The following is an 11,060-nucleotide window of genomic DNA, read 5'->3' on the forward strand; positions in this document are numbered from 1 at the left end:
TATTATTCGAAATAATGAGAAGATCCTCTATAAAGCTTATCATTTTCCCTGGTTATTATGTGCCTCATCTTGGAGGTCTTGAGACCCACACTGACGAGTTTGCTAAACATCTTTCAGCTGATCCCCGTTTCGAGGTTACGGTTTTCGCTCCTAACATCCCTCTCGCTCCGGAGTTTGAAGTCCGCCACGAGCGAGTTAAGGTTTATCGTTACCCGGCTTTTGAGATAGTGTCAAACTATCCTTTTCCTAAACTCTGGTCCCTCAGGTTCTGGCGGTTATGGTTTTCTCTTTATCGTATGGAATTCGATATGGTAATGACCCGCACTCGTTTTTTCTTCAATTCGTTTCTCGGATTTCTTTTTGCCAAGTTGCGCCTGCGGAGGCTACCGCTAATTCATGTGGAGCACGGAAGTGCCTTTGTGGAGCTTGAGAGCCGCTGGAAAACCCTAGCGGCCCGTTTCTATGATCTTACAATAGGTAAGATGATCTTCCGCGGAGCGGACAGGGTTATTGCCATATCCCAGGCCGTAAAGCGTTTCGTAGAAGAAAACTTTTTGCCCGGAGCTTCCATCCCGGTTATCTACCGTGGGCTGGAATTGGAGGAAATCGAACGGATTCCTCCACATTTGGAGGTCATGGAGAAGTTTTCTCAGTATATAAAAGTATGCTTCGTGGGTCGGTTTTATAAATGGAAGGGAATTGCTAATTTGATTACTGCCTATAAAAGTCTTCCTCTGGATCTCAAAGAAAAAACCGTTCTCCTTTTAGTAGGCTATGGAGAGGACGAACCCCGCTTGAAGGCTTTGGCAGAAGAAGATCTCGACCGGAGCATATATTTTTTAGGAAAACTGCCCTTTGAGGAAGCTATAGGCGTGATCAAAGCCTCTGACATTTATGTCCACCCATCATCGCAGGGAGGGGGGCTTTCGGCTTCACTCCTTCAGGCTATGGCCTGCGGGTTGAGCATTGTGGCCAGCCCTTATGAGGGTGCCGCTGAGGTCATCCGAGACGGGGTAAACGGTATTCTTCTAAAGGACAACTCGCCCGAAGATATCAAGAAAGGCCTACTAGCGTTGATAAAAGAGCCTGAAAAGCGGTCGCACCTGGGAAAAGAAGCCAGGCGGCTCATTTACCAGAAATTTCGCTGGGAAAACGCCATTGAACTTTACCGGAGGGAGTTCGAAAGGTTAGAGTTGGAATGAACACTTATACGAAGGCTGCTAGAGGGGTATTCTACCACCTTTTAACTTATGCCCTTTCGATTCCCTTGGCTTATGTTGTAAGGATACTCTATGCTCATCATTTGCCCAAAGTGGAAGTAGGACTTTTTTACGCCTTGTGGGATCTTTTCTTACTGGTGGCTCTTTTTAGATCCCTCGGTGTAGATCAGGCCCTTGTACACTACATCCCCCGCTTTACTGCCCGGAAAGAGGAAAGACATCTGCCTTCCCTGGTTCTTGCTGCCCTCATTATTCAGCTCTGTGCTACTCTGACGATAGCCTTTATTCTTATCTTACTATCTCCTCAAATTATACATTATTTCCTTAACGCTAGAGGGGAATTGACCTCCTATGGTCAAACAGCCCAACGAGCTTTAATCCTTTTCGCGCTGGGATATTTTACCTTTTCGAGTTTTTCGGATCTTTTGGTTGCTTTTTTTCAGGCCCGCCACCGTCAGGGAGTGGTTAGTCTTTATCGGTTATTAAGAACCTTACTGGTACTGATTTTTTCTGTCCTTCTTCTCAAATTTTTAGATAATGTATACCTTCCATGTCTGGCATATTCCCTAAGTGCTTTGATACTGGTTGGAGTGTATGGATTCTGGGCCTACCACGAGGTTAAAACGCGATTGCCATCTTCTTGGATTATTCCTGATTCCAAAAAGTTTTACCGACATGCCAAGCTCATTCTTCCTTACGGACTCTTTATCATGGCCAGCGGGGCCGGCCATTTTATTCTCACCTACACCGATGGCCTATGTCTTACCTATTTTGGAGGTCTTAAGGCCGTGGCTGAGTATAGAAACGCGGCCACTCCCACAGCAAATATCCTTTACTACTTTGGAACCTCGGTGAGCCTGGTACTTTTTCCCATAGTTTCAGAACTAAAGGAAAGAAAAGCGCGAGACCTTTTGATCCAGAGTCTAAACAAAGTCTTTCAGTACACTCTGCTCCTTACTCTGCCGGTAGCCACTCTGCTTATCTTTTATTCTAAAGGAATAGTAAACCTGTTCTTCGGAAAAAATTACCTTGGTGCGGTAACTCCTTTGAGAATCCTTGCTCTTGGAATGATCTTTTCTTTGCTCAACAATATAGGTTTTGCCGTTCTTAAAGGCCTGGAGGCTCCTCAACTTGTTACTAAAGCAATTTATGTAGGAGCGGCTCTGAATTTAGGACTCAATTTGTTTCTAGTGCCGAAGTACGGAGCCGCGGGAGCAGGTCTCGCCACCTCTCTGAGTTTTTTTGTTATGAACCTCTCGGTTTTCAGATTTATAAAAACAATTTTGAAGTATAATATTGTAAAAAAGGAGTGGTTTAAAATCGTTCTGATCTCGCTTTTAAGCCTGGGACCAGTTTTTATCATAAAAAAATGGTTGGGAGGAACTTCTTATTCGACAATTATCGAACTGATAAGCTATATAACAATCTATATTCTTGTAAGCACACGTCTAGGCTTAGCAACCAAAGAAGCAATTACTATCATTCTTGCGAAAAAGTAAATTGCCAATATTTCAAAAGTTCATCTAAAATTCCCAACTGTTTTCCAAGGATTGTAGCATCTTCAGTCAGTATCTTTCGTAAAGCCTTTAAAGAATTTTCATCTGCAAATATTTCCGAATGATTGGTATCTAATAACATTTTTCTCGCCAAACTATCAAACATATAAAGCAAAGTTTCCGGAAAAACTTTTTTGGAAAGGTTGATCAGTTTTCGATTATACAATAAATGGTAAATTTTTTCACAAATTTTATTGCGAAAAGTTCCTCCTATATTTAATTTAGGGATTTCAAATTTTACCAGTTCTTGCAAAGACACACCTAAGAATAATTCTAGATCTTTTAGAACTACCAATCGCTTATCAAGAAGTTTTTCAAAAATTACAATTTTAATATGTTGATACGAAACTTTCTCTAACCATCGAACAAGCTGTTTCCAAAAAAAACTATGGGAAATATACGGTTCCGGATGACCAGTTTCAAAGCACTTAACAATCTCTTCTAGAGACCTCTTTTCCCATCCTTCTCTCAATCCCATGAAATATTCTGAGAGGGTTCGTTTGAGAGGATCTCGAAGCACTACAATAAACTTAAGCTCTTGGAAGGCTTTACCGTAAGCATGCCGGATATTGTCAATAGTGGCAGGATGATGAAAATAAATGACACTGGCATCCACTAAAATTTGCTCCTTACTTGCTTTCTCGTAAAGGCGCGCATATTCTTCCAGGCTTTTCACATGCTTTCCGGGCTGAGAAAAAAACAGGGGCTCCTTCAACTTGTTTGGGAAAAAAAATCGCGGAGACTGATTCAACCAGTAGTAGAAAGAGGTCGTTCCGCACTTAGCCGCACCAATAATAAAGAGATCCGGAAGCTTTAAGGTTTTTTCTCCAGACTTTATTAACATACCGCCCTTTCAAGTACTCTTTCCCATCGGTCTATAACTGAGCGCCATTCGAAATCTTGACTTCTCAGAAAGCCTTGCATGTAGCGAGTTCGCAAGCCTTTGTCCTTCGTAATAGCAAGCATTAAAGAGCTTAGTTCTTCTTCCTGTGGTAAGAAGGGGCGACCCTCCAAGCCTTCCCATATTGTTTCTTGCGGGAGAGGGGAACAGAGAATTCCAAAACTTCCGTAGTAAGGATAGTCTAATTTTTCTTCTATATCCACCTCCGGGCAAAGGATCTCCCGGGGTCCTGAAGGACAGTCCACCGATATTACTGGTACACCTATTGCTAACGCCTCTATGAGCACATTCGGAAGTCCCTCCCACAGGGAGGTAAAAACAAAACAATGCGCCCGCGCCAAAAACTTAAAGGGATTCCTTTGAACCCCCAAAAAATGCACCCGCCCCTCAAGACCAAGATTCCTAACAAGCTCCTCCAACTTATCTCTGAGCTCCCCATCCCCAAGAATCACCAACCTAGCATCTGGGCACTCATCCACCATCTTTCTAAAAGCCCTGATTAGAAACCACTGACCCTTTTGGAAAGTCAAACGTCCCATGTTGATGAAAACGGGCCCCTTTCGGAAAATGGCCTCTTCCGCCGGGGACAAAGGAGCGCGGGCTTTGGCTCGATAGAGCTCCAGCGGATGAGGATTGGGGATCACTTCCATCTTTTCGGAAGGCACCTTAAAGTCCCGAACCAGACACCTCTTAATCCCTTCAGAGACAACTACTATCCGTGAAGCCTTAGGATAAAGGCATCGGATCAAGGCCCGGTGGAGGATGCCATAGAGGGTCCTCCTAGGATACATCGCACCGGGGTGTATTCGCACAGAGATCACCACGGGCTTGCGAAGGGTTTTTCCTACCATAATGTTGATAAAGTTGGACAGTTCCAGGAAAGAGAGGAGAAGATCAGGGGCATTTCTTCGGGTTAGATTCAAATATCTAAAAAAAAGCAACGGCAGGATAGCGAGTTTTATCCAATAGGGAGTGTATAAGGAAAGTCTCGAGAGAGGACGATACGCTACTCCTCCACTGATATCATAAAAACAGTCCTTCTCCAGTCCATAAAAAAGAATACGGTGTCTTTTGGCTAGCTCTCCCACCAGCGTTGCCGCCACCCTCTCCGCCCCTCCGGTAGTGAGAGAATTGATGAGGAATTGAAAAGTCATGGTTTAAGATAATACATGTGAAAAGAAAAAAGACGATTGGATTGTTCAAAAAAAGTAGCTAAGGAGTCTATATCTTTAATTTCTTCTAATTGTTTGGCAAAAGGATTTAGAGTTTTGAAGAGGTTGACTTTATTTTTAAAATACAAAGAAAATAAGATAGGATAGTCATAGATAACTTTTATTAACTTTCCTCCAAATTCTTTGAAAGTATTCAAGAGCTTTAAAGTGTTCTTCTTTCCAATAATATGTGGATGCACCTCTAATACCAATCCGTAATTTTTTTGTTTGCAGAAAAAATCTTTAAAATGGCAAAACAGTTCATATTCATAACCTTCAACATCCATTCTTACTAAAAAGCTCTTAGAATTTAAAATGGTTTTATAATGATTTATTAAAGTCTCTAAACTAATAGTCTGAACTTTTTCTAAGTAAAAATTTTTGAAAAAAGGTAAGGTCTTTAAAGAACTCCAATTACCTTGACTAGGGATCTTTATTTCAACCCATTCATCGGAACGCAAAGAAACAGCTTTTTTAATTAAAAAAGTTTTGCTTATTATATTTTCTTTAGCATTATTAAAAAAGAGATTCTCTTTAAGTAATTCAAAATTTCTATGAACAGGCTCGACTGCAACAATATTACTTAGTGAATTCTCGAGTTCCAAGAGACAATAAAATCCTATATTAGCTCCAATATCAAAAATTACATCAAATTTATGATTTTCCAAGAATTTCCTAAAAAATAACACATTATGTTCTTCTCTTATTCTAGCCAATAATAACTCATTTGTTATTCCTTCATCATTTAGATCTAATATCATAGAGAATTTATTAAAATATTTAGGTCTTAGAACAATAAACCTGACTCCTTTCTTTTTTAGAGTTCTTTTGAGTAAGCCAATTTTTAAAAAACACAAAACTTTTAAATAAGTATCTAAAATTTTTATACCAATTGTATAGAGATTAGAAAATATTAACATATGTTTTGCCTGTATGCTCTATATAATTAAAATACCAATCTAAGAATAAAATAGTTCGGATTAAATAAACACGATAAAGAACAAATTTTTTGCTAAATAACGTATGATAATTTAAAAATTTGTATAATGTAAATGACAGTCCTTCCAAAATACCCAAAGCCTGAGCAAGAAAGCTTTTTAGCCACTTCTCTCTCAAAATCCATTCTTCAATAGGAGGAATGAATCCCTGTTTACTCCTTTGAACGATGATTTCCGGCACAATATCCTTGATAATCTCCCGCATGAGCTTTTTGGTCTTGAAGAGATCCACCTTCCAGCAGGTAGGGATGCGCTGACTGAATTCGACAAAGCGGTAGTCCAGAAAAGGGCTGCGCACCTCAAGAGCGTTAGCCATGGAGGCCCGATCAACCTTGGTCAAGAAATAGTCCGGAAGGGTGTTGTATAGGAGATCAAAAATGCGCAAGGCCTCGGCCAGAGAACCTCCGGCTTTTGGGAGGCAAAAACGAAGTTTTTCGGTGGTCCACTCCCGGTAAATCGGAGGACGATAGGCATCCTCAGGAAGAGAATCAGCAAAAAATCTCTCGGGCGGACTCAACGAAAGCCGAAAAGCTTCCTTCAGAAGATACAGATTAGACGAAGGATTTAAATTTTTACGAGCCGGAATTTTAGCCCCCAATTTCCGTAACCATCGAGGAAGTTTGTAAAGGATCTCCATGCGATAACCGTTTAAGTGGTCCCAGTATCCTCCAAATATTTCGTCTCCCCCGTCACCACTCAAAACTACCGTCACATGTCTTCGGGCCATCTCCGAGACTTTGTAGGTAGGAAAACCCGAATAATCCCCAAAGGGTTCATCGTAAACCCGAGAGTAGATTTCTAATAGTTTTTCGAAATCTGGCTCTTTAAAATAATAGTGGTGGTGGCGGGTCCCAAAGGCTTCAACCCCTTCTCGTATGTAAGGGGTTTCGTCGTATTTTCCTTCAAATCCTATGGAGAAGGTATGAAGTTTGGATAGATCGGTAAACCTCCGCATCATGCTTACAACCGAAGAGCTATCCAGCCCGCCACTCAAGAAGGCCCCCACCGGAACATCGCTTCGCATCCTTATCCTGACCGCATCCTGAATCAAAGCTTTTCCCTCTTCAATCAAGGCCTTCTTATCATAAAGAGGATCGTAGTCTGGAAGTTCCCAGTAATAGCTCTTCCAGAGCCTCTTAGTGGCCAAATCCAGAAAGAGATTCTGGCGAGCCTCAAGCTTTTGAATCCCTCGATAAATACTCCAGGGAGCCGGAATGAAACCCAGACTGAAGTATAGCTCCAGGGCTTCGGAATCCAGGTTTTCCAGACTGTTCAAAGGCTTTACCGCCAGGATGCCCTTAAGCTCGGAGGAGAAGATGAATTCCTTCCCGTTCCAAAAATAGTAGAATGGTTTGACCCCCAGACGGTCTCTCGAGCAAAAAAGCCTGCCTTTCCGCCGATCCAGGATGCAAAAGCTCCACATTCCATTGAAGCGCTCCACACACCGAGGTCCAAACCGAGCATAAGTTTTAAGAATAACCTCAGTATCAGTGCCAGTTTCAGTAAGGAGCCCTAGTTCCTCTTTAAGTTCCAAGTAATTGTAAACTTCCCCGTTGTAAACAATGACAAAATCGGCCCGATGGAGGTCTTGTTCCTCCCAAATAACACGGTCATCCTCCACGCTGTAACCCATGGGCTGGTGGCCCCTCACGGAAAGATCTAGGATGGCTAGTCTCACATGGCCCAGACCTACCGAGAAAGAATTCGAATTCCATAGAAACATCCCTTCGTCATCCGGTCCCCGATGTCTTATAACTCTATTCATGTACTTAATTTCTTCTGTCTCAATTCGTTCCTCAAATCTCACGATGCCATTGATGCCACACATTAGTAATCTTCAACTTTTTCTTTTTTCTTTAAAATGCTCAGTTCCTGAATTAAACGTCTGATTTTTTTTTCTTTTTTGGTAAGTTCTATGTCCTGAGTTAAGCTTTTCACAAAGAGTAAAAGGATAGCCATAGTTACGGGTAAAATAGGGTAATACTCTACTCCCAGGCGCGAAGCTAGCCATATATTTAGTTGGGGGAAGATTCCTAATACTAAGATTATTACAGCCATGCTAAGCCAAAAGAGGCTATAAGATAGATAAATTAGGTTTTTTCTAACCAAAAAAAATATGACCAAAGAAGTGCCGATGGCTAAGGTTATTATTAAAAGGTTAACCGTCATATTATCCTCCTTTTGGATACAGAGAGAATGAGAGAAAGGGCAAGATAATGAGCGATTTTGAAAGGAGAAGAGAAAAGTTTAGAAGTTCCTCCTCTACGGTTACAGATTCTTACCGGCACTTCGAGCATCTTAAGACCGTAATGGTTAAGAAGCATCAGAGAGGCAAGATCAGCATTGTCTAGGATGACCAGATCTTCTTTGATTAAGAGGGAAACAGCCCTTTGGGAATAAGCCCTGAAACCCGAAGTGAGATCCTTTACTTTTACTCCCGTGAGAATCCGAAAAATCTTCCAAGCTAGCTTTTTGGCTATTCCTCCCCTTTCAAGACAGGCACCTATGACTACCTCGGCCTTTTTCTCTTTTAAGGGAGGCAGTAACTTGGAAACTGCCTCGGGAGGATGCTGGCCGTCGGCATCCATAGTTACGAAATACTCAAAACCTTTTCGATAACCGTAAAGAAATCCGGTTTGAAGGGCCCCCCAGTATCCAAGTTTAAGGGGTAAATCCAAAACCGTAGCTCCAGCTTTTAGAGCCTCTTTCGCAGTTCCATCGGTACTTCTGTCATTAATTACTACAATTTCCACATCTTTTAAAATTTGCTTTATTCCAAGAATGACTTCTTTGATTGTCGTTTCTTCGTTAAAAGCTGGAATAATTATTATGGTGTCCATTTAACTTTGTAAACTACCATAAAGGGAAAATCGTCCAGTACGAGTTCGAAAAATTTAGGGTCGTAGTTTTTAAGGATGTACATCTGGTTGAAATTACTCCTGAAGGAGCGTTCGTCCGCGAGATAGAAAGTCTGACCATAGCGCGAATTTACCACCTCAAGGATTAAACCTCTTGAATCGAAAGAAGTTTTCTGAAGAACTTTGTCCTTCCCGGAAATTACTAGAATCTTAGAAAGATTAAACCAACGCGAACCCAACCTTACCGTTCCTTTTTTCAGGTCTAATACGCTGTTTTTACAAAAGAGAAGTCCAGTCTTGGAAGCTCTTCGACAAGGATTAAGATCATAGACAAAACCGAAGTGACCTTTGCGAGATCCGAAATTCCAAGTGCCGAAATAACCGATCCAGCCGTATTTGAGCGGGAGGTCTTGGGTGAAGACCCAGTAAACGGGATGGTTCAGGCTTTGATAGAATTTTCCCTGTTTGATGTTCTCCGTGAGTTCTTTAGCTGAAAGTTTATCTTCTTTAAGTCGTTTTTTGATACCGGTTAAGCCCTCACGTGCTAGATAAGCAATAATGTGATAAGCCTCTTCCGGGGAAGAGGAAGCAAAACTCAAGGCTACATAGTAAGTTTTAGGAGAGGTTTGAGAGCCCCCGTCAATAAACACTCCTCGCCTGGAAAAATAACTAAAAGCATATCCATAATCCCACCAAGTCCATATCCAGGCCTCGGGAGGCGTTATCTCACCAAGTTTCTTCATATCCCGGGCTACAAAAGCATTTACTTTAGGTAAGGCTACATAGGCCCGGCTGTTCTTCTGAGCCCAGAAGATAAGGACGCCCAGAATTACGGTTATCAAAAGAATAGCCAGGTTTTTTAAAGAATCTGCGACTTTAAGGTTCAGGATCCGTGAACTTTTTTCGATCAGGAAGTGAATCAAAAAACCAAGGCCCATCCCTATAAAAGGGGCGAGATACATGGCAAACCGGTTTCCGGAACGGAATACCAAAAGTCCAATCAAAAAATAAGGCAAAAGGAAAAATAGGTATTTTCTTTCACGCACAAAAAAGGATGACATCCCTAACAGCCCTATTATAAAGAGAATCCTGTTATGAAGAGTAAGTGCAGCCACTTGATTTATGCTTTTAGATTGTTGAAGCTCTGAAATAGATTGCATAATATTGGGAAAGTCCCCGAAAAATCCTTCTTGAGCGGGAGAAACAATGTTTACCAGTAGATTTTTCAAATAATTGAACATGCTAAGGGGAGACTTCCATAGGTACCACATATTAGGTACAAGTAGAATGATCAAGGCTACTATGTCCTTTTTTTCTAATCGGCCTTTTTTTTCGAAAAGCAGAACCGCAATAAAAGTGCACACCATGACAAACATAAGATGGGATACGGGATACCAGAAGAAGAAAATAAGAAGCAAAATTGAAGCTATGGTTGCCCAGAGAAGCGGCCTTCGGCCGCGGAAGTACATGGCCAGAGCCCAGGCGATGGCGAAAGGGAAAAAGAGGTTGAGGGAGTCGGTGTCGAAGCGGGCGATGCTGGTGCGGATCACATAGATCAGGGCCGTAACCCCGCAAAGCCCGCCCAGAAGCCCGGCCGCAGTGTAGCCCAGGCTCTCAAGGTAGAGAAACAGGGGGATCACGAAAAGCACCGCCGTTATGGGAGTGTAGTAGAGGGCCAGCTTCTCAAGAGGTACCCCGAACCAGTCCGAGAGCTTGGCCGCGGAAAAGCTCATGAGGGGCACCGGGAAGGGATAGGTGATGTTGTCCGTGAGGTAATTGTCGGGCACGAAGCGGTAGGGGTCGCGTTTTCCCGCCCGATAACGGCCCTCCTGCCAGTCGCGGGCAAGCCGCGCGAAGTAAAAGGCGTCGTAGGAGGTGAAAATGGGGCGATTTTCCTCAAGATACCAGATATTTTTCCTCTTTTCCCAGACCCGTAGATCGTCGAAACGCAGGGCAAGCCCCGCGCCCATAACCAGGAGAACCAGGAGGAGTTTGAGGGCGACGACGACCCTCTTGGAATTACCCGAACTTGTAGGCCACGCCGTAACCACCCCGGGGGTAGTCCCACTCGATGTTTAAATAAGGACAGGCCACCCTACAAGAACCACACTCCACACAGGCCTGATAACCCACGGTGATCTCTCCCTGCCGGTCAAGCCGATAAACCCCTGCCGGACAGAAGGAGAGACAGGGTTTCTCTAGACAACTCTTACAGATTTTGGGATTTTTGATTTTTAAGTGGACGTATTCTTCATCCACATAGTACTTGAGGGTAAAGATCCTGTCGTCAATGTTTACTTTGGGCAACGGTTTCAT

General features: G+C 42.6%; 10 protein-coding genes. 2 read left to right on the forward strand and 8 right to left on the reverse strand.

Features of this window, described 5'->3' with window-relative positions:
* Positions 1 to 14: 14 nt before the first annotated feature.
* Positions 15 to 1,202 (forward strand): glycosyltransferase family 4 protein, encoded by a 1,188-nt coding sequence (locus TDIS_RS03845; RefSeq protein ID WP_068669486.1) that lies wholly within the window; start codon positions 15 to 17, stop codon positions 1,200 to 1,202.
* The gene (locus TDIS_RS03850) at positions 1,199 to 2,719 is read left to right on the forward strand and encodes a flippase (RefSeq protein ID WP_068669488.1); all 1,521 of its coding nucleotides are present in this window, start codon (positions 1,199 to 1,201) and stop codon (positions 2,717 to 2,719) included. The genes TDIS_RS03845 and TDIS_RS03850 overlap by 4 nt, the downstream gene beginning before the upstream one ends.
* Here the strand turns inward: TDIS_RS03850 and TDIS_RS03855 are convergent.
* From TDIS_RS03855 to TDIS_RS03890, 8 genes are read right to left on the reverse strand one after another with little or no spacing between them, the layout of a single operon-like run.
* Positions 2,700 to 3,620: a sulfotransferase domain-containing protein gene (locus tag TDIS_RS03855; RefSeq protein WP_068669490.1), complete on the reverse strand. Its 921-nt coding sequence runs from the start codon at positions 3,618 to 3,620 to the stop codon at positions 2,700 to 2,702. The genes TDIS_RS03850 and TDIS_RS03855 overlap by 20 nt on opposite strands.
* Positions 3,614 to 4,831: a glycosyltransferase gene (locus TDIS_RS03860; RefSeq protein ID WP_068669492.1), complete on the reverse strand. Its 1,218-nt coding sequence runs from the start codon at positions 4,829 to 4,831 to the stop codon at positions 3,614 to 3,616. The genes TDIS_RS03855 and TDIS_RS03860 overlap by 7 nt, the downstream gene beginning before the upstream one ends.
* A complete protein-coding gene (locus TDIS_RS03865; protein ID WP_084270946.1) occupies positions 4,828 to 5,808 on the reverse strand; it encodes an FkbM family methyltransferase in 981 nt (326 codons plus the stop codon). Before TDIS_RS03865 ends, TDIS_RS03860 begins: the two co-directional genes overlap by 4 nt.
* Complete coding sequence (gene asnB, locus TDIS_RS03870; protein WP_068669496.1) at positions 5,792 to 7,714, reverse strand: asparagine synthase (glutamine-hydrolyzing); 1,923 nt, start codon at positions 7,712 to 7,714, stop codon at positions 5,792 to 5,794. The genes TDIS_RS03865 and asnB overlap by 17 nt, the downstream gene beginning before the upstream one ends.
* On the reverse strand, positions 7,714 to 8,055 hold the full coding sequence (locus TDIS_RS03875) for a DUF2304 domain-containing protein (RefSeq protein WP_068669499.1): 342 nt from the start codon (positions 8,053 to 8,055) through the stop codon (positions 7,714 to 7,716). The genes asnB and TDIS_RS03875 overlap by 1 nt, the downstream gene beginning before the upstream one ends.
* The gene (locus TDIS_RS03880) at positions 8,052 to 8,726 is read right to left on the reverse strand and encodes a glycosyltransferase family 2 protein (RefSeq protein WP_068669503.1); all 675 of its coding nucleotides are present in this window, start codon (positions 8,724 to 8,726) and stop codon (positions 8,052 to 8,054) included. Before TDIS_RS03880 ends, TDIS_RS03875 begins: the two co-directional genes overlap by 4 nt.
* Positions 8,714 to 10,795: an STT3 domain-containing protein gene (locus TDIS_RS03885; RefSeq protein WP_068669507.1), complete on the reverse strand. Its 2,082-nt coding sequence runs from the start codon at positions 10,793 to 10,795 to the stop codon at positions 8,714 to 8,716. Before TDIS_RS03885 ends, TDIS_RS03880 begins: the two co-directional genes overlap by 13 nt.
* Positions 10,764 to 11,060 (reverse strand): ferredoxin family protein, encoded by a 297-nt coding sequence (locus tag TDIS_RS03890; protein ID WP_068669510.1) that lies wholly within the window; start codon positions 11,058 to 11,060, stop codon positions 10,764 to 10,766. Before TDIS_RS03890 ends, TDIS_RS03885 begins: the two co-directional genes overlap by 32 nt.

Origin of the sequence: Thermosulfurimonas dismutans, assembly GCF_001652585.1 — a bacterium.
In the GTDB taxonomy this organism is placed as follows: domain Bacteria; phylum Desulfobacterota; class Thermodesulfobacteria; order Thermodesulfobacteriales; family Thermodesulfobacteriaceae; genus Thermosulfurimonas; species Thermosulfurimonas dismutans.

Bases quoted from the DNA above. Each gene is read 5' to 3' on its own strand.
- TDIS_RS03850 (WP_068669488.1), top strand. From the start codon at position 1,199: ATGAACACTTATACGAAGGCTGCTAGAGGGGTATTCTACCACCTTTTA.
- TDIS_RS03860 (WP_068669492.1), bottom strand. From the start codon at position 4,831: ATGACTTTTCAATTCCTCATCAATTCTCTCACTACCGGAGGGGCGGAG.
- TDIS_RS03855 (WP_068669490.1), bottom strand. From the start codon at position 3,620: ATGTTAATAAAGTCTGGAGAAAAAACCTTAAAGCTTCCGGATCTCTTT.
- asnB (WP_068669496.1), bottom strand. From the start codon at position 7,714: ATGTGTGGCATCAATGGCATCGTGAGATTTGAGGAACGAATTGAGACA.
- TDIS_RS03865 (WP_084270946.1), bottom strand. From the start codon at position 5,808: ATGTTAATATTTTCTAATCTCTATACAATTGGTATAAAAATTTTAGAT.
- TDIS_RS03880 (WP_068669503.1), bottom strand. From the start codon at position 8,726: ATGGACACCATAATAATTATTCCAGCTTTTAACGAAGAAACGACAATC.
- TDIS_RS03890 (WP_068669510.1), bottom strand. From the start codon at position 11,060: ATGAAACCGTTGCCCAAAGTAAACATTGACGACAGGATCTTTACCCTC.
- TDIS_RS03875 (WP_068669499.1), bottom strand. From the start codon at position 8,055: ATGACGGTTAACCTTTTAATAATAACCTTAGCCATCGGCACTTCTTTG.
- TDIS_RS03845 (WP_068669486.1), top strand. From the start codon at position 15: ATGAGAAGATCCTCTATAAAGCTTATCATTTTCCCTGGTTATTATGTG.